The 25,306-nt window shown below is 71.4% G+C and carries 18 protein-coding genes and 1 tRNA gene; 7 read left to right on the top strand and 12 right to left on the bottom strand.

The annotated features are described in order from the left end of the window. Positions 1-34: 34 nt before the first annotated feature. The gene (locus tag EOT10_RS25135) at positions 35-1,828 is read right to left on the bottom strand and encodes a class I adenylate-forming enzyme family protein (RefSeq protein WP_127830598.1); all 1,794 of its coding nucleotides are present in this window, start codon (positions 1,826-1,828) and stop codon (positions 35-37) included. 124 nt (positions 1,829-1,952) lie between these two features. Here EOT10_RS25135 and EOT10_RS25140 point away from each other — a divergent pair. Continuing rightward, a tRNA-Arg gene (locus EOT10_RS25140) sits at positions 1,953-2,025 on the top strand. Between the two features lie 50 nt (positions 2,026-2,075). Here the strand turns inward: EOT10_RS25140 and EOT10_RS42100 are convergent. Continuing rightward, the gene (locus EOT10_RS42100) at positions 2,076-2,534 is read right to left on the bottom strand and encodes a hypothetical protein (protein WP_223281180.1); all 459 of its coding nucleotides are present in this window, start codon (positions 2,532-2,534) and stop codon (positions 2,076-2,078) included. A gap of 117 nt (positions 2,535-2,651) precedes the next feature. On the opposite strand from EOT10_RS42100, the gene EOT10_RS25155 reads away from it, so the two are divergent. Then, positions 2,652-3,218, top strand: coding sequence for a Uma2 family endonuclease (locus tag EOT10_RS25155; protein WP_127830599.1), 567 nt, complete (start codon positions 2,652-2,654; stop codon positions 3,216-3,218). Positions 3,219-3,397: 179 nt separating this feature from the next. Here EOT10_RS25155 and EOT10_RS25160 read toward each other — a convergent pair whose 3' ends face one another. Beyond that, positions 3,398-3,811 (bottom strand): hypothetical protein, encoded by a 414-nt coding sequence (locus EOT10_RS25160; RefSeq protein ID WP_127830600.1) that lies wholly within the window; start codon positions 3,809-3,811, stop codon positions 3,398-3,400. Positions 3,812-3,923: 112 nt separating this feature from the next. Then, a complete protein-coding gene (locus EOT10_RS41385) occupies positions 3,924-4,097 on the bottom strand; it encodes a hypothetical protein (protein WP_189492056.1) in 174 nt (57 codons plus the stop codon). A 175-nt stretch (positions 4,098-4,272) separates the two neighbouring features. Here EOT10_RS41385 and EOT10_RS25165 point away from each other — a divergent pair, with 175 nt between their 5' ends. Then, complete coding sequence (locus EOT10_RS25165; RefSeq protein ID WP_127830601.1) at positions 4,273-4,563, top strand: hypothetical protein; 291 nt, start codon at positions 4,273-4,275, stop codon at positions 4,561-4,563. 87 nt (positions 4,564-4,650) lie between these two features. Here the strand turns inward: EOT10_RS25165 and EOT10_RS25170 are convergent, their stop codons facing one another. The 5 genes from EOT10_RS25170 to EOT10_RS25190 all read right to left on the bottom strand — a co-directional run bounded on the left by EOT10_RS25170 (position 4,651) and on the right by EOT10_RS25190 (position 9,772). Further along, positions 4,651-5,439, bottom strand: a complete 789-nt coding sequence (locus EOT10_RS25170) for an ABC transporter permease (RefSeq protein WP_127830602.1) — start codon at positions 5,437-5,439, stop codon at positions 4,651-4,653. Continuing rightward, positions 5,436-6,431: an ATP-binding cassette domain-containing protein gene (locus EOT10_RS25175; protein ID WP_127830603.1), complete on the bottom strand. Its 996-nt coding sequence runs from the start codon at positions 6,429-6,431 to the stop codon at positions 5,436-5,438. Before EOT10_RS25175 ends, EOT10_RS25170 begins: the two co-directional genes overlap by 4 nt. A 253-nt stretch (positions 6,432-6,684) precedes the next feature. Continuing rightward, a complete protein-coding gene (locus EOT10_RS25180) occupies positions 6,685-7,527 on the bottom strand; it encodes a DUF4097 family beta strand repeat-containing protein (RefSeq protein ID WP_127830604.1) in 843 nt (280 codons plus the stop codon). Between the two features lie 82 nt (positions 7,528-7,609). Beyond that, positions 7,610-8,131, bottom strand: a complete 522-nt coding sequence (locus EOT10_RS25185; protein WP_127830605.1) for a hypothetical protein — start codon at positions 8,129-8,131, stop codon at positions 7,610-7,612. A 258-nt stretch (positions 8,132-8,389) separates the two neighbouring features. Beyond that, complete coding sequence (locus EOT10_RS25190) at positions 8,390-9,772, bottom strand: FAD-binding oxidoreductase (protein WP_127830606.1); 1,383 nt, start codon at positions 9,770-9,772, stop codon at positions 8,390-8,392. Positions 9,773-10,148: 376 nt separating this feature from the next. Here EOT10_RS25190 and EOT10_RS25195 point away from each other — a divergent pair, with 376 nt between their 5' ends. After that, positions 10,149-13,949, top strand: a complete 3,801-nt coding sequence (locus tag EOT10_RS25195) for a beta-propeller fold lactonase family protein (protein ID WP_127830607.1) — start codon at positions 10,149-10,151, stop codon at positions 13,947-13,949. A 137-nt stretch (positions 13,950-14,086) separates the two neighbouring features. Here EOT10_RS25195 and EOT10_RS25200 read toward each other — a convergent pair whose 3' ends face one another. Next, a complete protein-coding gene (locus EOT10_RS25200) occupies positions 14,087-15,316 on the bottom strand; it encodes a globin domain-containing protein (protein WP_127830608.1) in 1,230 nt (409 codons plus the stop codon). Positions 15,317-15,443: 127 nt separating this feature from the next. Between EOT10_RS25200 and EOT10_RS25205 the strand changes: the two genes are divergently transcribed. The 3 genes from EOT10_RS25205 to EOT10_RS25215 are packed head-to-tail and all read left to right on the top strand — an operon-like array spanning position 15,444 to position 20,444. Further along, positions 15,444-17,819, top strand: coding sequence for a serine/threonine protein kinase (locus EOT10_RS25205; protein WP_223281181.1), 2,376 nt, complete (start codon positions 15,444-15,446; stop codon positions 17,817-17,819). A gap of 34 nt (positions 17,820-17,853) precedes the next feature. After that, positions 17,854-19,125 (top strand): hypothetical protein, encoded by a 1,272-nt coding sequence (locus tag EOT10_RS25210; RefSeq protein WP_189492059.1) that lies wholly within the window; start codon positions 17,854-17,856, stop codon positions 19,123-19,125. A gap of 11 nt (positions 19,126-19,136) precedes the next feature. Next, positions 19,137-20,444, top strand: a complete 1,308-nt coding sequence (locus tag EOT10_RS25215; protein ID WP_223281182.1) for an ABC transporter substrate-binding protein — start codon at positions 19,137-19,139, stop codon at positions 20,442-20,444. Here EOT10_RS25215 and EOT10_RS25220 read toward each other — a convergent pair. Together EOT10_RS25220 and EOT10_RS25225 are read right to left on the bottom strand one after the other, a co-directional pair. After that, the gene (locus EOT10_RS25220; protein ID WP_127830610.1) at positions 20,441-22,363 is read right to left on the bottom strand and encodes a DUF8823 domain-containing protein; all 1,923 of its coding nucleotides are present in this window, start codon (positions 22,361-22,363) and stop codon (positions 20,441-20,443) included. The genes EOT10_RS25215 and EOT10_RS25220 overlap by 4 nt on opposite strands. A 206-nt stretch (positions 22,364-22,569) precedes the next feature. Further along, the gene (locus EOT10_RS25225; RefSeq protein ID WP_223281183.1) at positions 22,570-25,239 is read right to left on the bottom strand and encodes a D-alanyl-D-alanine carboxypeptidase; all 2,670 of its coding nucleotides are present in this window, start codon (positions 25,237-25,239) and stop codon (positions 22,570-22,572) included. Positions 25,240-25,306: the final 67 nt, after the last annotated feature.

Raw genomic sequence — 25,306 nt, forward strand, 5'->3', positions numbered from 1 at the left:
CACCCGGAAATAGCCGGTGGCTACCGGGTGCTGGTCACCCGGAAATAGCCGGTGGCTGCCGCGGGCCGTCCGATGCCGGGCATTGTGGGGCCACCGTCTCCCCCACCGCCTCCCCCACCGGCCCGCGCAGCTCCCGCTTCAGGAGTTTGCCGGTCGCGTTGCGCGGCAGCGGGGCCTCCCGCAGGAGCACGTGGGCGGGCACCTTGAACGCCGCGAGGGACTTGCCGACGTGCGCCCGGATCTCGTCCGCGTCCAGCCCCGACCCCGGCCTGACCTGCACGACCGCGGCGACCTCCTCGCCGAGCACCGGGTGCGGCACCCCGAGCACCGCCGCGTCGAGGACGTCCGGGTGGTCGTGCAGGACGGCCTCCACCTCCACGCAGTACACGTTCTCGCCGCCGCGGATCACCATGTCCTTGATCCGGTCGACGACGCTGACCCGCCCGTCCCGCAGCGTCGCGAGGTCCCCGGTCCTGAACCAGCCGCCCGGCGCGAACGCCGCCGCCGTCGCCGCCTCGTCACGCCAGTAGCCGCGTATCACCGACTGCCCGCGCAGCCACAGCTCCCCGACCTCACCCTCAGGGACCTCCTCACCACCCGCCCCCGCAACCCGCACCTCCACGGCGGGCGCAGGCCGGCCCACGCTCTCGGGGTGGGCCCGGTACTCGGCGCCGAAGTTGGCGGTGACACCGCCGAGCGTCTCGGTCAGCCCGTATCCGTTACGCGGCTCCACCCGCTCCCCGAACCGGGCGGTGAGCCGGGCCACCAGGTCGGGCGGCGCGGCGGCGCCCCCCGTGTTGAACATGGCGAGCGTCGGCATCGCGTCACCCGCGGCCTCGGCGGCGTCGAGGAGCTGCAGCGCGGTCGCGGGCACGCCCCCGTAATTCGTGATCCTGTACTCCCGGATCGCCTCCAGCGCCTTGCCCGCGTCCCACTTCCTCAGCAGGACGAGGGTGCCGCCCGCCGACATCGCCGCGTAGAAGCCGGTGAACGCGGCGACGTGGAAGAAGGGGAAGGTGAGCAGTGCTACGGGCGTGGGCCCCTGCCCGGGGATCTGCCCGCGCCGCAGGGCCGAAAGGGCCGCGAAATAACGGGGGTTGGCGATGGCACCCATATGCGCGCGGTGCGTGGCGACGGCACCCTTGGGCCGCCCCGTGGTCCCCGACGTATAAATAATGGTGGCGTCGTCATCGGGCCCCACCTCCACGTCGGGCGGCCCGAACGCGGGATCGGCGGCGGGCAGATCCTCGTACCGCTCGAAGCGGTCGCCGCCCGGCAGATCACCGTCATGATGAAAAACAAGGGTCCACGGCAGCCTCTCCTCCCCACCCCCCTGCCCCGCCAGCCACGGCCCGACCCGCTCCAGCCGCTCCCCGTCGACGAGCAGCACGCCCGGCTCACAGTCACCGAGGGCGTACGCGAACTCGTCGGCGGTCCACCAGGCGTTCAGCGGAACGGCGACGAGCCCCGCCAACTGCGCGGCCCAGAAGGCGATCTGCCACTCCGGGTGATTGCGCATGGCGACCACGGCACGGTCCGCGGGCCGCAGCCCGTACTCCTCCACGAACCGACGTGCGAGCGCGGACGCGGCGGCGAAGAACTCCCCATAGCTGAGCCTCTTGCCCTCCGCGATCAAGAAATCCGTGTCCCCGAAGGCCCAGGTCGTCTCGACGAACTCCCGCAGGGTCTGCGGCCCGTCGACGTACTCGAGCCCACCGCGCTCCCCCCGCGCGACAGCGAAGGGCGCACCGGGCCCGGTGAGGAGTGCAACGACCGGATCGGCTCCGGGATCGGCTCCGGGCGCGGTGTCTGCGAACTGCGGCTCCATCTGAGGCGAGGCCCTTTCAGCAGGTCGAACGAACACATCCACTACACCTCCGGACGCTACGACGTCAGAAGAAAACCCGGAACCCCACACCCGAACCCATCGGCTACCCTGTCAGTGGTCGCACGCCTTCGTAGCTCAGGGGATAGAGCACCGCTCTCCTAAAGCGGGTGTCGCAGGTTCGAATCCTGCCGGGGGCACAGCGAAAAGGGCCAGTTCGGAGGCTTGATCCTCTCGAACTGGCCCTTCGTCATGATCGCGGTCGTGCCACACGCGTGCCACACGGTCCGCTGAGCGTCCGCGTCGCCACGCGTCTTGCGGATCGTCGAGCCGAGCCGAGCCGCTCGGCGATCTCACGGTCACGCCCGCTGACCATGTGCCGATAGATCAACGCTGCCCGGGGCGTGCTGTGCCCCATCCTCGTCATCAGCTCGCGCAGGCTCGCAGAGCTACTACCGCTCCGCATAGCGCAGGATCGGTCGCGGATGTAGCAGCCGACCGCCGAGATTTTCTCGTCGTTGACCAGGTAGGTCCAGCCCAGTACCAGGCAGACCACGGGGACGGCGAGCAGTAGTTGAGCCTGCCTGCTCTGGACCGTGATCGCCAGGACCGCGGTGGACGCGGCGAGCGTGAAGTAGAGCAGGTTGTCACGGAATCCGATCCGGGTTTTTTGCTCCTCCTTGATCCGGTCGTACTCGGCCAGCAGCAATCTGCTTTCGGTGACGTCCTCTATGGCGTCAGCGAGATCAGCGTGCCGGACGGATGGCAGACAGTACGCTGAATTCAGCGGGATCGGGCCCGCGGAACAGTGTCCAGGAGGTGCTTCATGACGGCCGAGATGGTGGCCCCGGCGTGGATGCATGAGCAGATCACCGCTTTGGAGTACGAGTCCTGGTCCGAGGAGCAGTGCGCCGGCATCGAGGTCGTGGACGGGATGGTCGTCGTGAGTCCGAGTGCGTCCAAGCGGCACAACCGGCTGGCCCGGATTCTGGCGAACGCCCTGGATGCCGCCACGGGCCCGGAGTGGAACGCCGACACTGACTTCGACGTCCGGCTTCAGGACGTCCCGCTCACCAATCGCCGCCCGGACGTCGTCGTGTACCGCGCAGACACGATCGACATCACGCCTACTCGCCCTGAACACGTGCTGCTGGTCGCAGAGGTGGTGTCGCCAGGCTCGGAGACCACCGACCGGATCGTGAAGGTCGACCAGTACGCCAAGGCAGGCATCGGCTTCTACTGGCGGATCGAGCAGGCCGCGACAGGCGTTCCTCTCGTGTACACCTACGTTCTCGACCCCGCGACGAACACCTACCGGGACGGAGACGTGTTCACCGGCGTCCTCAAGGCGGCGGCCCCGTTCCCGGTGGAGCTCGACCTCAGCCAGGTCTGACCACGCACTGCTCAGCAGCCGGCGGCGCGTGAGCGATTCGCGAGCGGAAGGCCCGATACAGGGGGACATGAGCTGGATAAAGTGGCTCGCCATGCGGTTCCGACCAGGGGAAACAGCACGCCTCGACAGCTCCAGGCACCCCGCGGGCGCGACACAGATGTGCCGCTATGCCCGCATCCTCACGCCGAGTGCCGGATGGTCTGCAAGAACGCACCGGACCCGTCATCGAGCAACCAGAACGACCAGCCGTTGCGGTTCGGGTTGACGTCCGGCTTGTAGTGCGCCACCACCGCCCGGGCCGCCCCAGTGGGTGTCTTGAAGCTTTGCCCGGCAAGCGGCCCCGAGGTGATGTCGATCCGCTTCGTGTCCCGGTCATAGCCACCACGAGTGCGGTGACCTTCATAGTCGACATACACGCCGACCTTGCGCTCCGTCTCCCCGCCCTCCTCGCTCGTGACGGCCGGCACAGAGGGCGGCACACTAGCGGTTCTCACGAGCCGGGCAACGACTTCACCTGCGGTCGTATTACCCATGCGCGCGGCGAACTCGATGGCGCCATAGGTCTGTTCATCAACATCAATAGTCGGGCTCATGCCCTCCCCCTTGCTCGTCGGCGTCGACCACCCAAGACTAACGCCAAAGGAGGGAGCAAAGCAAGAGAAAGCAGCATTCAAAGCTGTCCGATGGTGCGCCGGCCGGTCCGGGTTAGATCGGGGCAGGGTCCGCCAGCGGTGCCGCGAGCACGGCCGGAACCACCGTGATCGATGCCAGTCCCAGCACGATGCCGGTGGTGACGAGGCGAATGCGCGTGGGCGAAGCGGGCGTGGGAATCGCGGATTCGTCCGGAACATCCGCGTGAGTGGGACGGCGATCCGCCATGAAGGAAGAGCAGGCGTCAGGCGTCAGGCGTCACACCATTGACGGGTGCCAGGCATCGAGCGAGGTCGAACTGCCGGGCAAGGCAATGGGTTTGCACCGGACGGCAGTCTTCGGCATCTTGCCTTCGCGGTACCCTCCGTGCCCCTGGATCACCAGATCGAAATGCGAGCGCCCCGTGGCCATACGTGACACGTTCTCCAGCCTCTTCAAACGCACGGCGAAGACCGATGACGGAGCTGCCTACGCGGCGGAACGGCCCTGCCTGTGTTCTCCCGCATGGCCCGGCCTGGAGACGACGGCGAACGGCTTCACGCTGCCGGCCGAGCCGTCCAGCCACTACAGCGTCCTCACCAACCCGGACATCGGCCCGTTCGTCGCCCGCTGCACCGGCTGCCAGGCCCGCTACCCCGACCCCTGGGTCATCCCCCAGGGCGCACCCATGCCTTTCGAGTGGGCACAGGACTAGGGAGGGACGAGTCATCGCGGGCGGGCATGGCTCAGGGCCCGTCCTGTGGAAGGACGGGCCCTGAGCCGGCACCGGTGAAGACCGGCGTCAGCGCTTCGTCGTGCTGTTGAAGAGCGAGCGCGACCAGAAGTAGCCGACGAGGGCGATTCCCGCGCACCAGGCGAGCGAGATCCAGCCGTTGTTGCCGATCTCGGAGCCGGTGAGCAGGCCGCGCAGCGTCTCCGTCATCGGCGTGAACGGCTGGTTCTCGGCGAACCAGCGCAGGCCCGGCGCCATCGAACCGGCCGGCACGAACGCCGAGCCGAGGAACGGCAGGAACTGGATCAGCAGCGGCTTGTTGCTCGCCGACTCGACCGTCTTGGAGATCAGCCCGAGCGCCGCCGACAGCCAGGCCACGGCGAACGCGATCGCCGCGACGAGTCCCGCCGCCGCCAGCCACTCGACCGGGTTCGCGTCCGGGCGGAAGCCGAGCGCGAGCGCCACTCCCACCACCAGGACCAGGCTCACCAGCGTCGTGATGACGCTGCCGACGACATGGCCCGTCATGAAGGAGGAGCGGGTGATGTTCATGGTGCGGAAGCGGTTGATGATGCCCTCGGTCATGTCCTGGCAGACCGCGATCGAGGTCGACATGGCCCCGGCGGCCACGCCCATGATGATGACGCCGGGCGTCAGGTACTCCAGATACGCGTCCCGGCCGCCCGCGCCGGGAAGACCGGCGCCGATCGAGTCACCGAAGGCGTAGACGAAGAGCAGCAGCATCAGAATCGGCATCATGGCCGGGCCGAGCGAGACGGCCGGGTAGCGCAGCGCGTGCTTGATGTTGCGCCGCAGCATCGTCATCGAGTCGTGCACGGCGTACGTGAGGGTGCTCATCGCAGGGTCTCCTTGACGTGGAGCGGAGTGGCGTCGGTGCCGTCGCCGGTCAGGGCGAGGAACACGTCGTCCAGGTCGGGGGTGTGCACGGAGAAGTCGGCGGCCCGTACTCCGGCCGCGTCCAGCCGGTCGAACAGGGCGCGCAGCGCTTCCATCCCGGCGTCGCTCGCCACGCGCAGGGCGAGGTTCTCGTCGTCGCGCGCCGCGCCGGGGAAGGCGGCGGCCGCACGCTCGTACTCGTCGAGCTCGTTGAACCGCAGGCGTACGTGGCTGCCGGGGATCTGCGCCTTGAGTTCCTCGGCGGTGCCCTCGGCGACGATCCGGCCGCCGTCGAGAACCGCGATCCGGTCCGCCAACTGGTCGGCCTCTTCCAGGTATTGCGTGGTCAGGAAGACGGTGACGCCACCGGCGACCAGCGAGCGCACCGTCTCCCACATCGTGCGGCGGCTGCGCGGGTCGAGCCCGGTCGTCGGCTCGTCCAGGAAGATCACCTGCGGGTCGCCGACCAGCGTCATCGCGATGTCGAGCCGGCGCCGCATGCCGCCGGAGAAGGTCGCGGCCCGGTTGCCCGCGACGTCGGCGATACCGAAGCGCTCAAGGAGCTCCTTGGCGCGCTTCTTGCCCTCGCGCTTGCCGAGCCGCAGCAGGTCGGCCATGAGGAGCAGGTTCTCCTCGGCGGTGAGCAGGTCGTCGAGCGCGGCGAACTGTCCGGTGACACCGATCGCGGCGCGGACGCCGTCCGGCGAGGTCGCGACGTCGTGACCGGCGACCTGGGCGTGGCCGCCGTCGGCGGAGATGAGCGTGGAGAGGATCTGCACGGTGGTGGTCTTGCCGGCGCCGTTCGGGCCGAGCAGGGCGAACACGGTGCCGGCCGGGATGTGCAGGTCGATGCCGTCGAGAACGTTCTTGTCGCCGTAGGACTTGCGCAGATCGGCGGTGGAGACGGCGGCGGGCGACGGGTGACTGCCGTCGGCCTGTCGGGGCGTGGGCATGACAGATGAAGGCATGGGGCCCTCCGGTTGGTGAAAGGCGGAAGAGAGGGGGTTGAGAGAGAGGGGGGTGGGGGCGCAAGGTGCGAGGGCGCGGGCGCATGGCGCGAGGGCTCGAAGCGCGAAGTGCGGGGCCCTGTGTGGCGCGAAGTGCGGGGTGTGTACTGGCAGTTGGGCTATGGGGCTGCGGGGTGCGGGCCGGCGCCCGCCCGCCCGCCGCAGGCGAAGTGGCTCTCCCCCTAAGCCAGTTCCTCCGTCACGCCTTCGCGCGGCGGACGTCGATGTTGCCCCAGTTGGTGCGGGCGCGGACCGTGACCGTTTCCTCCGTCTGGGACGGGGCGTCCGACGCCGCGAGCGTGTTGCGTACCTGACCCCGCGTGGAACTCGCGTCGAGCCACGCCGCCGTGCCCTCGCGGACGCCGACCTCGATGGCGCCGTACGACGTCTCCAACTGGACCGTGCCGGAGGCGACTTCGGCCACCCGCAGGGCGCCGTGGGCCGTCGTGGCCGTGACCGAGCTCTCCGCGCGGGCGATGTCGATGTCGCCGTGGGCGCCGCTCACCCGCAGTTCGCCGGTCGCGGCGGCCACCGTCGTCGTGCCGTGCGAGTTCTTCAGGACGGCGGGGCCGTCGACGACGCCGACGCGCACGCTGCCGGAGCTGGTGGTGATCTCGGCCGCGCCGTCGACCCGGTCGACGGTGATCGAGCCGTGGGACGCGGTCAGGTGGAGCGGCCCGGTCGCGTCGAGGCGGACGTCACCGCCCGAGGTCTTCACCCGGACCTCGCCGAGCCGGCCCTCGCCGAGCACCTGGGTCCAGGAGCCGGTCACCTCGACGTGCGAGCCCTCGGGCAGTTCGACCGCGACGTCGACGGCTCCGCTCGGCCCGACCAGGCGGCGCTCCTTCGTCCTGACGGTCAGGACGCCGCTCGCGAACGACACCTCGGTCTGCTCGGCGGCCCGTACGTCCTTGTCCCGCTTCGGGCTTGCCGGCCGTACGTCGACCGCCGTGTCGGCGCGGTCGCTCGCGGTGAGCCGGAGGGAACCGGCGCCCACGTGGGCGATGACGGAAATCGGTTCGGGAGTGTCGAAAGAAGGCATGGCTGTCCCGTCCTCTTGGGTCTCAGATGAAATTCCGGGTGAAGTCAGGCAGGTGGAGCGGCGGGCGGAGCGGCTGACGGCGTCAGCGCACCCAGCCCGTGAAGTTCTGTCCGACGGTGCGGGTCTTCTCCGTCGTGCGCGGCCGCGCTCCGCCGTCGACCGCCGCCGACACGGCCCGTACCAGCCACGCGTTGACCGACAGGCCCTCGCGGCCGGCGGCCTCCTCGGCCCGTGCCTTCAGGTGGGCGGGCAGCCGGAGGTTGACGCGGGCGGTGCCACCCTCGTCGGCGTCGGCGGGTGCCGGAGCCGGCGCGTCGAACGGCGCGGCGGGCGCGCTCTTGCTCTCGTACGGCTCGTCGCGCGGCGGCGCCGTCACCACGAAGTCCGGGTCGAGACCCCGCAGCCGTACGTCGACCGAGCCCGGGGCGAGTTCGCGGGTGATCTCGTCCATCGCGGCGGAGAGCACGTTGAGCATCGTCAGGCGGGTCGCCGACTCCAGGGGAGCGGTGAGGCGCTCGGCCAGCTCGCGGGCGTCTTCGCCGCCGGCTTCGGCGGCCACCGCGAGTTCGCGGCGGAGGTTGTCGACATAGGGCGTGAGGTCCATGTGCGCCATAGTGGCACCACAGTGGCGCCACATGCAACCCCATAGGGGGAACAAAGATGTGCCACAGTCTGCGCATTGACTCTGACCTGCGAAAACGCGACGACATCAAGCCGCGTCAATGTGGCGCCACGCACCGCCCCGACCCCACTGGCACCCCGAATGGCACCACCTGGCGCCAGCTGACACCACGTGGCACCACCTGACGCCGCCTGGCGCCCAGTGGTGCCACCCCGACGCGGCCTACACCCCCTACGTCGCCTACGCCGCCGCCGGCGCGATGTTCTGGTTCGCGTGGAACAGGTTCTTCGGGTCGTACTTCCGCTTGACCTCCGCGAGCCGCGCGTAGTTCTGCCGGTACGTCGCCCGCACGCGGTCCTGGGACTCGTCCGCGCCGAGGAAGTTCACGTACGAGCCGCCCATCGAGTACGGGTGCAGGTCGTGCCAGTACGCGACCGCCCACCGCTTGACGGCCTCCGCGTTGGCCGGGTCCGGGTCGATGCCCGCGAAGATTCCCGACCAGAGGGCGTCGCGGTAGCCCCAGGCCGTCGCGTCCCCGGAGACGCGGGACGCGGCCGCGTCGACCGGGTAGAGGTGCATGATCGACAGCGGCGTCGGCAGGTTCTCGGCGAACTTCGCGTGCACGTCGATCGCCTCGTCCGTGATCCGGTCGAAGAAGTCACCGCGCCAGTACCACTGCAGCCCCTTCGGGATCAGCTCGTCGAACATCGCCTGGAGCATCGGATACGGCATCGGGGCCACGAACTGGAAGGCGGGCGGGCCCGCTTCGGCCGCCCCCGCGATCGCCTCGCGGAGGTGGGCCAGGTCACCGGTCCAGCACCACACCACGCCGCACATCTTCTGCCCGTGGATCTCCGCCGGGAACGGCGGCGCCGGCGGGACGGTCAGGACGGCGAAGAAGCCGTTCAGGTCCTCGGGCGCCTGCGGCAGGAAGTCGCGGTACCACTCCAGGACCTCACGGGTCCGCTCGACGGGCCACAGCGTGACCCCGACACCGACCGTGTGCACCGAGTGCAGCTGGAACTTGAACGCCGTGACGACGCCGAAGTTGCCGCCGCCGCCCCGCAGCGCCCAGAACAGGTCCGGGTGTTCCGACTCGCTCGCCGTGACGAAGCTGCCGTCCGCGAGGACGACGTCCGCGGCGAGCAGGTTGTCGATGGTCAGGCCGTACTTGCGGGTCAGGTGGCCGTGGCCGCCGCCCAGGGTGAGGCCGCCGACCCCTGTCGTCGACATGATGCCCGCGGGCGTCGCGAGCCCGAACGCGTGTGCCGCGTGGTCCAGGTCCCCCAACTGGCTGCCGCCGCCGACCCACGCCGTCCTGTCAGCGGGGTCTACGCGGACGTAGCGGATCGGTGTCAGATCGATCGTGACCCCGCCGTCGACCAGGCACAGGCCGCCGCCACTGTGGCCGCCGCCCCGCACGGCCAGCTCCAGTTCGTGGTCGCGGACGAAGTCGACCGCGGACATGACGTCCGCCGCGTCCGAGCACTTCACGAAGGCCGCGGGACGCCGGTCGATCATCGCGTTGTAGATCTCGCGGGCGTCGTCGTAGTCCGGATCCCCCGGGCCGATGACCGGTCCGCGCAGTTCAGCCCTCATCAGTTCGAGAACGGTGTCGTTCATGGCGCACTCCTCGACGCAGCCTCGACGCGGCACCTACCGCTGTTCCCTCCCCGCCTCGCCCTCTTCGGCCGGTGTCGGTGAGCGGTCGGGCGCCGGCGTCCGGGCGCCCCCGGCTGCCACGGCACGCCTCGCTTCGCGCGCGGGCTGCCCTTCCAGGATCCGCCCGCCCGGCAGGGCCCGCAATCGCGTAGCCGCATAACGGATCCATAACGTGTCTAGTCCCAACCGTTGGCACCAGTTCATGTCCACGACAGCGTGAACAGCCTTGCCCGTCGCCTGTGGCAACGAAGGTCTCGGAGGCCGGAGGGCAACGCTCCGGTCTCCCCCTCACCCGGCGAGGGGCGAACCGATGTTCACGGAAGGGACATGAACAACCGTGAGATGGACAGGACTTCTGCAAGGACGGGAACGCAGGTCACGCACCACGGTCACGGCCGCCCTGTGTGCGAGTGCCCTCGTGTTGGGTGGCGGTCTCGCCTTCTCCCTGGGCGCCTTCGAGCACGCCGGCCCACAGGGCGACGGCACCGCATACACGCCCGCGGGCTGGCAGGTGACCCCCGCCGGCAAGCAGCAGGCGGCCGGCTTCTTCCCGGCGAACGCGGTGCTCTCGCCCGACGGCCACTCCGTGGTCGTACCGAACATCGTGCGGAACGCGAACGGCAAGCAGACCGTCCAGGTGCTCGACGCCGGTGACGGCAAGCTCGTGCAGGAGCTGGAGCTCGACACCTCCAACACCTCCGTGCCCCAGGGCGTGGCGCCGGGCCTTGTGTTCAGCCATGACGGCAAGCAGGCCTTCCTGGCGACGGCGAGCAAGAACGCGATCCTCGTCCTCGACTGGGACTCCGCGGCCCGCAAGCTGAGCGTGCGGCGCTCCCTCCCCCTGCCCAAGGGCGCGTACCCGCAGACGGTCGCCGTCTCCCCGGACGACAAGACCGTGTACGCCAGCGGGCAGTACGCCCGCGCCCTGATCGCCGTCGACGTCGAATCCGGCAGGACCGCGCAGGCGCCGGTGGACCTCTATCCGTACGGCGTGACACTCGCTCAGGACGGGCGCACCGCGTACGTCAGCAACCAGGGCGCGAAGACGGTCTCGGTCTTCTCGGTCGACGGCCTGACGCTCACCCCGAAGCCCGCGATCACGGTCGGTACCCACCCCAACGCGATGCTGCTGGACGCGGGGCACCACCGGCTGTTCGTCGCCAACGGAGACAACGACACCGTCTCGGTGGTCGACACCGAGACCGACAAGGTCGGCGACACGATCTCGCTGGCCCCCTTCAAGGACGCGCACGGCGGCAGCCAGCCGACCAACCTGACGCTCTCCCCCGACAAGGCCACGCTGTACGTCACCAACGGCGGCAACAACGACGTCGCCGTGGTCAACGTCTCCGACCACGGCGAGTTCGGCCAGGTCAAGGGCCTGATACCCACCGGCTGGTACCCGACGGGCGTGCAGGTCACCCCCGACGGCAAGCGGCTGCTCGTCACCAGCGCCAAGGGCCTCGGCACCGGTCCGAACAAGGGCACCGACCCCTCGAACCCCGACAGCCACCCCTACATCGAGCGCCAGCTCCAGGGCTATCTCTCGGTCGTACCGGTCCCGGACGCCGACCAGCTCGCGAAGTACACCCGTCAGGTGCGCCAGAACAACGACTTCGACGGCAAGAACGGCGTGCGCGGCTTCGACGGCAAGGAGACCGGCACGATCGTGCCGCGTCGCGTCGGTGACTCCTCGCCCATCAAGCACGTGATCTACGTCGTCAAGGAGAACCGCACCTACGACCAGGTCCTCGGCGACTTCCACAAGGGCAAGGGCGACCCCTCCCTTGCGGTCTTCGGCAAGGACGTCACGCCCAACCACCACAAGCTGGCGGACCAGTTCGTCACCCTCGACAACTTCTACGTCAACGGCGAGGTCAGCCAGAACGGCTGGCAGTGGGCCACCCAGGCCAGCTCCAACGGCGAGAACGAGACGGCCACGGCGCAGGGCTACGCCGGCAACGGCTCGGAGTACGACTCCGAGGGCTACCACCCCGACGTGGCCGCCGCCGGCGCCGACCCCGACCACGCCTACCTGTGGGACAAGCTCGCGCAGAAGAAGGTGCCGTTCCGCAACTACGGCCAGTTCGTGGTGCCGGACAACTGGATCGGCCAGGACGAGAAGGTGAAGTGCGCGAAGGGCGACTTCTGCGCGCACGACCCGCTGCTCGACGCCTCGACGAACCACGCGTTCCCGTGGTTCGACATGGGCGTGACCGACGCGCACCGCTACGACCTCTGGAACAAGGAGTTCCAGGGCTACGTCGCCCACGACAACCTGCCCACCATGCAGTTCATCGACCTGCCGCGCGACCACACCGCCGGCGGGGCGACGGCGAAGCAGCTCGTCGCGGACAACGACGTGGCGCTCGGCAAGATCGTCGACACGGTGTCGCACTCGAAGTACTGGAAGAACACGGCGATCTTCGTCGTCGAGGACGACGCCCAGGCGGGCCCCGACCACATCGACGCGCACCGCACGATCGCCAACGTGATCAGCCCGTACACGCAGACCGGCAAGGTCGACTCGCACTTCTACAGCCAGGTGTCGATGCTCCGCACCATGGAGCTGTTCCTGGGTGTCGATCCGATGTCGCAGTACGACGCCGCCGCGCTGCCGATGATCTACTCCTTCACCGACAAGCCGAACTTCGCTCCGTACAGCTCGGTCACGCCGCCGAGCGTCACGGCGACCGTCTCCGACCCGATCGTGAAGCCCGGGCAGACCATCACCGTCACGGGCAAGGTCACCAACCCGGGCAGCACCCCGCTGTCCGGCGCGAAGGCGCGGCTGACCACGCCGGACGGCTGGAAGGCCACGCCTGACGGCTCGTCGGACCTCGGGACGCTCGCGCCCGGTGCGGACTCCACGCTGACCTGGAAGGTCGAGGTGCCCTCGGGGGCCACGCCCGGCCAGCAGCGCTTCACCGTGCAGGCGGACTACGCCATCAACGGGAGCATGACCGGCTCGCAGAAGGCGACCGTCGCCACCGTCGTACCGGACCCGCACACCGCCGAGGTGCCGCAGGCCTTCGTCGCGAACTACTCCAGCAACAGCGTCTCCGCCGTCGACGTGTCGACCGGCAAGAAGCTGGCCGACATCCAGGTCGGATCGGCCCCCGGCACCATAGCCGTCAGCCCCGATCACACCAGGGCGTTCGTCGCCAACCAGGGCTCGAACACCGTCAGCGTGATCGACGTGGCCGCCGACGCCGTGGTCTCCACCATCCCGGTGGGCAGGACCCCGGCCGGACTCGCCGTCAGCCCGGACAGCAAGACCCTGTGGGTCAGCGCCTACGGCGACAACGCGGTCCAGCCCGTCGACATCGCGACCGGCAAGGCCGGCGCGCAGATCGCCGTGGGCAACGGCCCGGAGAACCTGGCGATCACCCCGGACGGCTCCACGCTGTACGTCGCGAACAAGTGGAGCGACACGGTGACCCCGGTCAGGACGGACTCCCGTACGGCCGGTACGCCGGTCAAGACCGGCAGCCAGCCGTTCGGCATCGCCATCACGCCCAACGGCAGGACCGCGTACGTGACCGACATGGGCTCCAATGACGTCACGCCGATCGACCTCGCCACCGGCACCCCGCGCGAGCGGATCCAGGCCGGCGCGACCCCGTTCAACATCAGCATGTCGCCCGACGGAGCGACGGCGTACGTGGCGAACACCGGTGGCGACAAGGTCACCCCGATCGACATCGCGACCGGGACGGCCAAGCCCGGGCTGACCGCCGGCTCCGCCACGAGCGGTGTCGCGGTCTCACCCGACGGCAACACCGTGTTCGCGACCGCGGCCGGCGACGGCAGGCTCGTCCCGATCTCGACCGCGACCGGCAAGGCCGGCACGCCGATCCAGGTCGGCAACTACCCGATCTGGGTCTCGTACGCCCCGCCCGTCGGCTCCCAGCCGGCGATGCGCGAGCAGGCGCTGACCCAGACCAGCCCGGCCACCAACCCCTCGGTCCTCCCGTCCCTGGCCATGACCCCGCAGGAGATCGCCGGAGCCCCCGACCAGGCCGACTCCGCGGCCCTCAACGAGGAGATCTGGAAGGCGATCCGCGGCAGCCACAGCAAGATGCCCGCGCCGCAGCACCACATCTACCCGAACGTCCCCGACGCCGACGGCCGCTGATCCCCCGGCACTGACCGTGCCACCGCACCGGCCATGAGAACGAGGCGCCGCGCTCTTCGCAGAGCGCGGCGCCTCACCGCGTCCGCCGCCATCCACATCCGCGACTCGAAGAACACCCCCGCCGGAGACAGCTGACCCTAAGAACGCGGCCGTATCCACGGAACCTCGCGCTTCATCAGGAACCACTCCGCCGCCGTCTCCGGACGCTCACCCGTGCCGGGGTGGACCACAGGATCGTGGTGGACGTGGGCAGGCGGCACCCCATGCCGCGCCGTCAGTCGGGCCTCCACCATCTCGACCATGCCGGCGGGGCCACTGACGTACACCTGGGGTCGACCGGCAGGCGCGTGGCGGGCGAGTTCGCGCAGGAGCGCGGCGTCCGCGTCGCCGGGCCCGCCCTCACGCGGAGGCAACGCGGCACGCACGCGAAGCCACGGGTGCGCGCCGGCGAGAAGTTCCAGGACGCCGGCGTCGTACACGTCGTGGGCGGCGCGGGCGCCGACGAGGAGCGTGGCGGTCGCGTCGCCCCGGCAGACGGCGAACTCCTCGACGAGCGCCTTGATCTGGGCCCAGCCGGTCCCTCCGGCCACGAACAGCAGCTCGCCGCGCGGGGACTGAGGGAGCGTCGTCGTGCCGAGGGCCGGGCCGAGGCGGACGGAACCGCCGGGGGCGACCGCCTCGACGAGCGCGGTGCTCAGGACGCCGCCGTCCACGCGGCGGACATGGAAGTCGAGGGTGCCGTCGGCGCGCGGGGCGTTCGCGACGGAATACGGGCGCCAGACCTGGGGCGCCTCGGGGACCGTCAGCGTCGCGTACTGGCCCGGCAGATACCCGTAGGGCCGGTCGGGGAGGACCGTGAGGACGGCGATGTCCTCGGTGCGGCGCTCGTGGCGGATCACCTCCGCGTCCCACCAGGCGGGCTCCGTCGCGGGTGCGGACTCCGCGCCGGCGATCATGATCTTGGAGATGAGGACGTAGGCCGCGCGCCAGGCCGCCTCCGTCTTCGGGGTCCAGGCGCTGCCGGAGAAGAACTTCAGGGCCGCCAACAGGCTTTCGCCGACGGCCGGGTAGTGCTCGGGGCGTATCCCGAACTTGCGGTGGTCGAAGCCGAGGGTGCGCAGCTGGGCGACGAGCGCGTCGGTGTCCTCAAGGCGCAGGATCGCCGCGGTCAGGGCGGCGAAGAGACGGTCGCGCTGTTCCTCCATCCGCTCCGGGAACATGGCCCGCAGACCGGGGTTGTGCTTGAACAGGTGGGCGTAGAAGTACTGGGTGAGGGAGTCGGCGCGGCGTTCGACGACGGCGAGGCTGGAGCGGATCAGGGCGGGGTTCAGGGCCGCGTACGGTCTGGTGCCGGTACTCGTCGTCACGGGGCGGGGCCTCCATTCCACGATCAGGCCGGAGGCCTACGAACGGGCGCCATCCGGACGCCGCGCCCCTATCCTGAGGCAGCATGCAGGGGGACGCGGGAGCAACCGGAGAATTCAGGGGACGCCGATGACTCGGTCCTCCGGCCCCCTGTTCGTGATGCCCTCCCCGGACAGGCCGCGCGACGCCCGGGTCACGCTGCCCGAGGAGGGACCGGACCCGACGGCACTGCCCGAGGTCAGGCCGCGTGACGACCGGGGACGGGCCGCGGGACCCGGTGAACCGGCCCTTGAACAGGGCGAGTTACTGGCCGGGCAGTACCGGGTCGTGCGGCGGCTCGGGCAGGGCGGCATGGGCGACGTGTATCTGGCGCTCGACACGAAGATCGACGACCGCGAAGTCGCCGTGAAGACGCTGAGGCCGGGTCAGGTCGCGCCGCGCCTCGGCTCCCTGGAGGACGAGCGGCAGGCGTTCGCCGACCTGCACCACGACGGGATCATCGCGGTCTTCAACTACGGCCGCCACACCCGCGTCGGCCCCTTCCTCGTCCTGCCGTACGTCGACGGGCTCAACCTCGACGAGATCCGCGCGCTCGCCGCCCACGACCCCGACCGGTTCGGCGGCTCCCGCTTCCACGAGTTCGTGCTCGCGTACGGGCTCCGCGTCCTGTCCGCGCTCGACCATCTCCACGCACGGCCCGCACCCCGCAAGGTGTACGGCGATCTGAAGCCGGAGAACGTGATGCACGACGGCGCCACCACCAAGGTCATCGACGTCGGGTCGATCCGCGAGGAGGGCGCCCCGGGCCTGACGACGGACGGGTTCCGCGCGCCGAACGTGCTGCTCGCGCCGCCCGCCGTGGCCGGCGCGTCCACGCCGCGCGACGACCTGTTCAGCCTGGGCGAGACGCTGCGCACGCTCAGCGGGCTCGGCGCGGGAACCCACGCGCTCGCCGAACTCGGCGCCCTGGACCGGCTGCGCGCGGGCGACCCCGTGACGGCGGAGGCCGCCGCGCGGACCACGACGCCCGCCCCGGAAGGCCTCGGGCTCGTCTCGCTGGCCCGCGCGCTGCGCCGTGCCACCCGGCCCGAACCCGCCGACCGGTACGCGGACGCCGACGAGATGGCCGACCAGCTCCGGGGTGTCTTCCGGGAGTTGAGGTCGCTGCGGACCGGCCAGGAGACGTTCGAGCCGTCACCGCTGTTCGAGCAGTCGCCGTACGCCCTTGACGGGGCGCTCGGTGTGGCGCCCGTGCTGCCGCGCTGGGCCACGCCGTCGGGGGGCGCGGGGTCGGGCTCCGCGGGGTCGGGGGACACGGCCTCCGGGGACGCGGGGTGGGGGGACGCGGGGTCAGGGGTGATGGGGCCGGGGCACGCGCCGCTCGGCCCGCTCCACGAGCCGCCGTCCCCCGCCGACGCCGCGGCCCGCCTCCCCGCACCGCGCCCCGACCCGCACGACGCCCACCACGACCGCCTCAGCCGCCTCGCCGACGCCGACCCGGCCGCGCTGCTCCAGCACACCGGGGACTGGCGGGACTCCCCCGAGGTGCGGCTCCTGCGGTGCCGGCTCCGGCTGCGCGTCGCCGTACGCGCCGACCGCGCAGCGGGCGAACCCCCGGACCTGAAGGCCGCCGCCGGCGAGCTGGACGGCGCCGTCGCCGGCATCGGGCCCGAACTGTCGCCGCACGACTGGCGCATCGACTGGCACCGCGGCCTCCTCACCCTCGCCGAGGGCGACGTGGCCTCCGCACGCGACTACTTCGACCAGGTGTACGGCGCGATCCCCGGCGAGTACGCGCCCAAACTGGCCCTCGGCCACTGCGCCGAGCGGCTCGGCCACTGGCACGAGGCGCTGACCTTCTACGAGGCCGTACGGCTGCGCAACCCGTCGCTCGGCAGCGCGGCGTTCGGCGCGGCCCGGGCCCGCCTCGCGCTCGGCGGCACCTCCCCGGACACGTACGCCATCGACGCGCTGGACGCCGTACCGCAGCACTCGCGGCACCGCACGCCGGCCCGGACCGCGACCGTGCGCATCGCCGTCGAGTACGCGACGACGGCCGACGGGCTGCGCACCGCGCTGACCCGGCTCGCCCGCCTCTTCAACGAACACGGGCTCACCGACGAACAGGCCCGCGTCCGGATGAAGGCCGAGGTGTGGGAGGCCGCTCAGCGCCTCGTGACGCGGCGGAGCGTGGACACCGCGGACCTCGTCCGCCTGTCGGAGGCGGCACGGCGGCGCGACGAGGACGCCCGGGACGCGGGCGGGCGGCTCGAATTCCCGTCCGAACAGGTCGAGTTGAGGCGCCAGCTGTCACAGTTCTACCGGGCGCTCGCCCGGCAGGCCGCCCGCTCCGACAGCCCGCACGGCGAAGCCGTCGCCGAACGCCTCCTGGACCGCGCCTACCTGGTCAGACCGCTCGAACTGTGGCACCGCCGCGACCGGCCCCGCCCGCCGCGCCTGCTGCCCCGGCTCCCCGGCACCCGGCCTTCGGGCGCGGACCGATGACGAGGACGAGAAGGACGAGGATGGGGGAGAGGGGATGAGCGAGATACGGGCGGCGCGTCGCGCGGGCGTGCTCCTCGCCGCGCTCCTCAACGGGCTGCTCGCCGGGCTGCGGACGCTGTGGCGCGGCGCCCTCGCCCTGTGGCGGGCCGTCCGCGTCCTGTGGCGGTATCTCTGGGCGCCGCCCGTACCGGCGACGGACCGGCCGCGCGGGCGGCGCACCGCGGCCCCGCCCCGCAACCGCGCCTACCTCCACGACCGCCTCGTCGCCCTCCCCCTCCTCGCCGCCGTCGCCTTCGCCGGACTCGGCTACACCGCCACGTCCCTGCGCGACGACTCCGCCGCGATCCGCACCCACCTCGCGCCCGCGCTCCGCGACCTCGCCGACGCGCGGATCTCCCTGCGGATCGCCCAGCGGGAGGCCGAGGTGAGCCTCGACGCCGGGGACGCCGTGGAACTGAGCGGACTCAGCCCCCGCTACGGCTCCCGGATCACCGGCGCCGCCCAGGACCTCAGCCAGGTCGCCCGCGGCGGCGCCCTCACCGCCGCCGAACGCCAGGAACTCGACGTCGTCTCCGGTCTCGTCGACGGCTACGAGCACTGGATCGCCTGGGCCCAGACCAACGTCTCCGACGTGTCCCTGCGCAAGGCCGGACTCTCCTACGCGCTCAGCATGCTCTGCCCCACCCAGCCCCCCGAACCCGCCACCGACCGCTACGCCCCCTACCCCCGCTGCAAGCCCGCCACCGGCACCGACGCCACGACCGTCGTCGACCGCATCTCGGCCCTGGAACACGCCCTGCGCGACCGGCTCGCGGAGCGCGCCGCGCTCGGCCCCGCCGTCGTCACCGTCACCGCCGTGTCCGCCGCCGCGTCCGTACTCCTGGCCGCCGGCCTGTGGCGCACCCTGCGCTTCCTGCGGATCCGCTTCCGCGTCCTGGCCAGCCTGCCGCTGCTCGCCGCCGCGCTGCCGCTGCTCGCCGTACCCCTGCTCGCCGTCGACGGGCTGCGCGCGCACGCCGCCCAGGAGGACACCGTGCCCCTCGCCCGCCGCCTGTCCACGGCGACCTCACCGGGCACCGAGGTCGCCGTCGAGGACCACCGCGTCGACGCACGCGACGCCCCCGCTGTCGTGACACTCGCCGGGGCGATGGACCGCGCCCTCGACCAGGGCAGACTTCCCGCCGTCGACGGGGCCGCGCCCTGGGTGACGCCAGTCGGGCTGCTCACCGCCGCCGTCATCGGCGCCACGCTGCACGCGTACCGGCGCGAGTACCTGCTCGTGGGGCGCCCGGGGGCCGCCGTATGAGGGGGCGAGCCGTGCGTGTCCTGGTGGCCGCCTGTCTGCTCGCCCTCGCCGCGCTCACCGGCGGCTGCGCGGGCGGGCCCGCCCACCGCACGGTCGTCGTCCTCGGGCCCTGGACCGGAGCCGAGGGCGCCGCCTTCGAGGACGCCCTCCAGCGCCTGTCCGCCGGTCGCGGCGACCGCTACGTCTACAAGGGCACCCGCTCCCTGCGCGAGACCCTCGTCGCCCAGCTGGAGGCCGGCGCCCCGCCCGACGTCGCCATCCTCAACAGCATCGGCGAACTCACCGAGTACGCCGCCGACGGCAAACTCGAACCGCTGTCCCCGCGCGCCGCCGAGCGCGCCTACCCGCCCTGGTCCCCCACCCTCATGCTCGACGGCAGGCGCCGCACCTACTGGGTGCCGCTGCGCGTCAACCTCAAGAGCCTCGTGTGGAGCAAACGGGCCACCCCGCCCGGGCCGCCGAACTGGTGCGTGGCGATGGCCGCGCAGGCCACCTCCGGCTGGCCCGGCACCGACTGGATCGAGGACATCCTGCTCCACCAGGCCGGCCCCGACACCTACACGCGCTGGGCCACCGGACGCCTCGACTGGTACCGGGACCCGGCCGTCCGCCGCGCCTTCACGACCTGGGCCCAGCTCCTCGGCCCCCGCTCGACCCGCTCGGTCGAACAGTCCCTGACCATGTCCTACGAAGGCACGCCCGACCCGGCCCACCCCGACGACCCGCGGCGCGGACTGCTCGGCGGCTCACTCCCCGGCTGCACCCACGAGCACCAGGGCTCCTTCATCCGCTACCTCTACCCCGGCGCCGCCGGCGAGGCCCTGCGCGTCGAACCGTCCGCCCGCTACCTGCGGGGGCAGGCCGCGTACAAGGACACGTACGAGGTGTCGGGCGACATGGCCGCCGTGCTCACCCACAACCCGGCGGCGCAGGACCTCGTCAAGCTCCTGACCAGCGAGAGCGGCCGGGCGGGCTGGTCGCGGGCCGCGCCCGAGGAGCTGCGGCCCTTCTTCCCCGACGCGAGCGACCCGCAGCCGGGCGACGCGACCGGCCAGGCCATCGCCTCGTATCTGACCCGCGACGCGGACACCCTGTGCTTCGACGCGTCGGACGTGATGCCGCCCGTGCTGCGCGACGCGTTCTACCGGGCCGTCCTCACGTACTTCCAGGACCCGCGCCCCGGCACCCTCGACACGCTCCTGTCCCAGCTGGAGACCGTCCGCAGCGAGATCGCCGGCACCCCGTCCGGCCGGTCAGGACCGGTCCGCGTACCGGACGACATCTGCGCGCCGCCCGGCAGCCAGGGCGACCCTCCCTAGGGCATGAGCTCCTCGGGGCAGGCCGTGCCGCGCGGGAGCTGGTAGGGCGAGGCGAGGCGGTAGGTGCCCGCCTTCGGGGCGACCAGTTCGGTCCACCGGTCGCCGGACGCGTCCTCCTCGGTCTGCGTCAGACAGCCGTTGACGTTCTCGTACGTCTTCGGGAGGCTGTCGTCCTCCTCGCGGGCCAGCTTCGACGCCGCCGTCTCGCGCGGCGCCCCGAGGCTCTTGCCCTGCGCGTCGACGAGGCTGAGCCACGGCGAGTAGGGGATCCGGACGAGGATGACGCCGGGCTTCCTGACGTCGATCGTCCACTCGCCCTGATCGGCGCGGTCCACGACGGCGTTCGGCTCGGCGAGCGGGCTCGCGTCGGTCACCTCGAACAGCTGCCAGTTCGCGTCGCCCCACACCTGCTTCAGATACGGCAGTCCGCGCTGGACGAGCTCGCGCTCCCGCTCGCCGCCGTCACCGTCCGGCTCGCCCTTGGGCAGCACCACGTAGTGCACGGCCCAGCGGCCGAGCCAGTCGTGGTAGTTCGCCGAGTTGAGCGTGTCGTCGTAGAAGAGCGGGTTGCGCTCCATGTCGGCCTGACGGTTCCAGCCGCGGGCCAGATTGAAGTACGGGGCGAGCGCGGACGCCTCGCGGTGCGAGCGGGCCGGGACCACCTCGACGCGGCCGCGCTCCGCGCCGACCTTCTGGAGCGCGTTGACGATGGGGGCGAGCTCGCGCGCCCAGGACGCGGCGGGCGTCGTGTGGATGACGTCGTCGCCCGTCTTGTCGCCGATCCACACGATGAACCCGGTGAACGCGACCACGATCGCGTACCACTTGCGCGAGCGGGGCACCGCGAACGGCAGCGCGGCCAGCAGGACCACACCTGCGAACAGCATGGCGAGCCGCGTGATGTTCGAGCCGATCTGCGAGCTGATCAGCCAGGTGAGCAGCACGGACAGGGCGTAGACGACCCCCGTGATGCGGACCGTCAGCCACTCCTTCGGCACGAGCACGCAGCACAGCACCCCGAACACCATCGGCAGCGACGCCGATCCGAACGACATCGGCTGGGTGCCCGAGAACGGGAACAGCCAGGCGGAGAGCGCCACGACGGCGGCCGGCGCGAGACCCAGGGCGTACGCGCCCGGCCGCCGCCTCTGCAGGAACAGGGCCACCGCGACCAGGCCCACGAAGAGCCCCGCGACCGGCGAGCAGAGGGTGGCGAGCCCCGCGAGGGGCGCCGCGCAGACGGCCTTCGCCCAGCGTTTGTAGCGCCAGCGGTACGGCCAGCAGAACACGGTCGCGGCGGCCGCGAGCCCGAACATCATGCCGAGCCCGAATGTGACCCGGCCCGACGCCGCGTTGCACAGCAGCCCGTAGACACCCGCGAGCGCGGGCCACATCGGCTTCCGCACGGCCCGGCTGCGGATGAGGATCATGGTGAGCAGCGCGGCGGACGCGGTCCCCGCGAGCATCATCGTGGTCCGCACTCCGAGCACCGACATCAGATACGGCGACACCACGCTGTACGACACCGGGTGCATGCCGCCGTACCAGGCGAGGTTGTACGCCGAGTCGGGATGCCGCCCTACGAACTCGGCCCAGGCGTCCTGCGCCGCGAGGTCTCCCCCACTGTTCGCGAACGTGAAGAACCAGAGGATGTGCAGGGCCGCGGCGACGGCGGTGGCGACGGTGACGGGGTGCAGCAGAAATCGCCCGATCCGGCGTTCGGCGAAACGGGTGGTGGGGGCGGGGAGGGAGGTCTGAGGGGTGTGGGAGGTCTGGGGGGCCTGGGGGGCCTTGGGGTGTATTCGGGGGGCGGCGTCCGTGCGTATGCCGGTGCTGGTGCTGGTGCCGCTACCGGTGCCGGTCGACTCCGCACCCGGCTCGGCGTCGTCGCCCGCGCGCGTCGGCTCCGCAGTCGCCACTGAAGGCACTCCCCGTACGTGTCGTTCCCCACCGGGAATCCGAGAGGGTCGCCCCCGGGACACGTCCCGGTGCTGCCCCGGTCTCGCGACGCTAGCACGCGACGCGGCGCGGGGCCCCGGGGGTTGTTCCCCCGGAGCCCCGCGCCGCGCTGTTGCTTCGTAGCTCCCTGGCTCTGTCGCGCTGTTCGAGCGTCAGCCGACTCGGGTCAGCCGACGCGGGTCAGCTTCGCGCTGAAGCCCGGTTCCGTGAGGTCCTTCTGCAGGCTGACCGGGACCTCGACCGCGCCGCCCGAGCCGTCGCCGACCTTGAGGACACCGACCTTCGTCCCGGCTTTGGCCTTGTGCGGGATGGCGGCGGCACCGTCGCCGAGCTCCAGCTTCACGGTGAGCCCGGCCCAGCCGACCGCCGAAACGTTCTTGTCCACGACGACCGGGGTCTGCCCGCCGAGCCCGTCGTCCACGTACCCGACGACGTCACCCTTCTTGAGGATCGCCGACGCCTTCACGGCGTCCTGCGCCGCGAGCATCGCCGTCTTGCTGACCGCGTTGACGGTGTCGATGATCGGCGCGGTGTGCTGGCCGAGCACCGCGCCGACGACCGTCACGGTCTCGCCGCCGGCGTCCTTCGTCGCCGCGAACAGCAGGTTGCCGCCCGCCTTCGTCGTCGAACCGGTCTTCACGCCGACCGCGTTGTTGTACGGCACGAGGCGGTTGTAGTTCTGCCAGGTCTTGCCCGACGGGTCCTTCCACGACGGCAGCTTGGTGATGTCCGTCAGCGCCTGGATCTTCACCAGCTCGTTGCCGAGCTTGACCTGGTCACCGGCGGTGGAGACGGTCGTCTCCTTGAGCCCGGACGGGTCCGTGTACGTCGTGCCGGTCATGCCGAGTTTCTTGGCGGCGGCGTTCATCTTCTTGACGAACGCCTCCTCGGAACCGGCGTCCCAACGGGCCAGCAGCCGCGCGATGTTGTTCGCCGACGGAATCATGATCGCCGACAGGGCGTCCTTCTGGCTGAGCTTGTCGCCCGCCTTGACGGTGTTCAGCGTCGACTCGCCCCCGGAGTCGTAGCCGCCCTCCGTCTCGGCCTTCGCGTCCACGTCGATCGACGGCCCGTCCTTGCCCGGCTGCAACGGGTGATCCTTGAGCACGACGTACGCGGTCATGGCCTTGGCGACCGACCCGATCGGCACGGGCTTCTGCTCACCGAAGTGATCCATCTTGCCGATGCCGCTGACGTCCATCCAGCCCTGGCCCTCGGCGGGCCACGGCAGCGACACCTTGTCGCCGCCGAACGTGAACGTCGGCTTCGCGGTCAGCGCCAACGTGGGCGTGGGCAGCGGCCGTACGGCCTGCACGACCGCGAACACGACCGCGAGCAGCAGGACGAGCGGCGTCCAGATCTTGACCCTGCGCACGGCCGTACGGACCCGGGTCTCCGGGGGCGGCGGCGTGTTCGTCAGCTCGGCGAGCAGGTCGAGCGGCGGGCGGGGCGGCAGCGGCTGCTGCGTGGTCCGCTCGGGCCCGACGGCCGCCACCGCCTCCGGCAGAGCGCCGGACCCACCCAGGTGGGCCTTCTTGAGCGGCACGAACTTGCTGGTCCGCTCAGCGTCGGACTCGGCGGGGCCGGCTTTGGCGGGGCCGGCTTGAGCGGGGCTGGCTTTGGCGGGCTGGGCCGCTGCGGGTTTGCCTTCGGCGGGCTTGGCGTCGGCGGGCTTGGCTCCGTCTGGCTTTGCGCCGGTGGGCTTGGCTTCGGCCGGCTTGGCGCCGGTGCCGGTCCCGCTGCCGAGGGACTTGAGCATCTGGGTGGGCTGGTCGACAGGCGGCTTGGTGGGCGGCTTGACGGCCTTGAAAACGGCGGTGGCCTGGTCGACGCGGGGGGTTCCGGCGTCGGGCTTGGCGTCGTCGGGCTCGACGTCGTCGGGCTCAGCGTCGTCGGGCTCAGCGTCGTCGGGCTCAGCGTCGGCTTCGGGCTTGGCCTCGTCCGGCTCGGCGTCGGCTTCCGGCTTGGCGTCGTCGGCTTCGGCTTCGGCTTCGGGCTTGGCGTCGGACGGCTCGGCGTCCGCTTCCGGCTTCGCGTCAGCCTCGGACGGCTTCGCGTCGGCGTCGGCTTCGGGCTTGGCGTCGTCGGCTTCGGCTTCCGGCTTCGCGTCGGACGGCTCGGCGTCCGCTTCCGGCTTCACGTCGGTTTCGGGCTCGGCGTCGTCCGCCTCAGCGTCGGCTTCCGGCTTCGCGTCGTCCGGCTCAGCGTCGGCGTCGGCTTCGGCGTCGGCTTCGGCTTCGGCTTCGGCTTCCGGCTCAGCGTCCGACGGCTCGGGGGCATCCTCGGGCTCGTCGTCCTCGCTGGAGGCCTCGGGAGCTTCCGCCGGCTCGTCGTCCTCGCCGGACGCCTCAGGGGCGTCCGAGGCGCCGTCGGCCGAGCCGTCCCGCGGACCCGCCACCCACGCCGCCACCGCGGCACGCAGACGGGCGTCGCCCGGCTCATCACCGGAACCCGGCTCCGTACCGGAACCAGAATCCTCATCCGAGTCAGAGTCCGAACCCTCGGCCGAGTCCGCGTCCGAATCTGCGTCCGAATTCGAGCCCTCGGCCGAGCCCGACTCCGAATCGCGTCCCGACTTCGCAGGCGTATCCGCATCCGCGCTCACGTCGGCGCTCGCGTCGTCCGAATCCGTCGCCGAATCCTCCGCCGCGTCCGAATCCGTCGCCGAGCCCGATTCCGCCCCCGCCGCCGGAACATCCCGCACCGAGAACACCGCCGTCGCCTGATCGACCCGCTCCGGCGACTTCATCGCCATCGCGAGCCTCGGGTCGCGTTCCTCCGGGGCCCCTCCGCCCGACGACTCCTGCTGCTCCGACCTGTCGGGGGTCCCCGCCACCGATGCCTCCTCGCTACGCGCCACGCGCTACGCCACTGTCCGAACCATGTACCAGTGTCCTGTGTGG

It is taken from the genome of Streptomyces antnestii (genome assembly GCF_004005495.1).
In the GTDB taxonomy this organism is placed as follows: domain Bacteria; phylum Actinomycetota; class Actinomycetes; order Streptomycetales; family Streptomycetaceae; genus Streptomyces; species Streptomyces antnestii.